This window comes from uncultured Campylobacter sp. (genome assembly GCF_938031315.1).
Taxonomy (GTDB): Bacteria; Campylobacterota; Campylobacteria; order Campylobacterales; family Campylobacteraceae; genus Campylobacter_B.
In genome coordinates this window covers 1-1374 of sequence record NZ_CALHHT010000076.1, presented here as the reverse complement: position 1 = coordinate 1374, position 1374 = coordinate 1, and the positions used below count along the sequence as shown (strand labels likewise).

Below are 1374 nucleotides of genomic sequence, written 5' to 3'. Positions count from 1 at the left end.
TTCAACATTAGAATTTGACTTGCCGGAAGCAGCCTTAAGCTTTCTAATCGTCTCATCGCACTTAGTCCAAATTCGCTCCAAATCTTCCCTGCTTATTGAGCCGCAGTTATCAAGCCAGTTGCTAAACGATACGCCGCCATTAACGCCAAATTGCCAGTTTATCAGGGCTGCGCTTAGCATACCTAGTAAATAAGCGCTAACAAGCGCGTCGTCTTGATTTAAAAATTCGCTATTTTTGATTAGCTCTTTAATCAGCTCCTTTTTATCGGTTAAATTTTCCAAATCACACTCCTTTTGAAACACTAGTTTTTTATTTAAGACATCGATTTCATTAAAAAAATTTTGATATTTTGCAATATTCTCAAACGTTCTTTCTTTATAAAAATCGTTAAAATATTTGCTCCATTCCAATTTTTTAGCATAACTTTTATTGACGCTACCGTAATAAATCAAATCGCTATATCTTTCTATCATAATCTCTAAATCAAATTTATTTCGCGACAACAAAAAGCTCATCACGCTTAGCCTATCTTCAAACAAATTTTGAAGATATATAGTCTCATCGGTTCCGCTGTTTTTTTCATAGAAGGCTTTTATGTCAAAATCATCCATTAATTTTGAAATATGGGAGATAAAAGACGGCAACACATCGTCTATCGCAAGCTTTAAATCGATAGCGGCGTTGCTTTGCGTATAGAATAAAATTGTATTCAAAACAGGCAATTTTTCCTGTTTTTTAGCAGCGATCTCAAGATAATCGTTTATGCTAAATTTTATAACTTCTTCGGCAATTTCAATATTTTTCATATCGCTCTTTGAAGTTTCTTCTAGTATTTTTACAATCTCTTCTAAATTCACCGAGCTATCTAAAATAGTCGGCAAAATCGCCATTTTCATACCGTAAAAATTGTGTGATAGCTTATCTTTTATCGCTTTAAAGCCGTTTTCTACCTTTTTTGCGCTAATGGGGCTTAACGGTAGGAGTTTTGATTTGATAAATTGCATATTAGCGGGCATCTCATTTACTGAGCAAAACGCTAAATTTGCATCGCCGCCGATACCCTTTTCGTTTGTCAAAATATCGTATCCATAGGATGATTTTTGCTCTTTTACGCTGATATGATTTTCAAAAATTTGCTTAAAACAAGCAGAAACTGGCCTGCCTTTATACGAAAGCGAGAAAAAAGTGGCTACTTTTTTGCCTTTTTCCTTTTTTATCTCATCAAGGCCTTTGATCTCATCTATAGTATCGGCAAAATACAGCATTCCCTGCACCCCCCCACGCAGTCCCGCACGCCAAAATTTTTTCGCGTCGAGCTCGGGATGATCGGGACAGACTTCGTCGAAAAGTGCGCAGCTTTCGGCAAAACTTCG

The 1374-nt window shown here is 36.4% G+C and carries 1 protein-coding gene; it reads right to left on the bottom strand.

Annotated elements, in window-relative coordinates; all coding sequences use genetic code 11:
- Window positions 1–1374 (bottom strand): TM1802 family CRISPR-associated protein (locus tag Q0236_RS02130; protein WP_297914501.1); only part of this gene is annotated, 1374 nt, incomplete at both ends.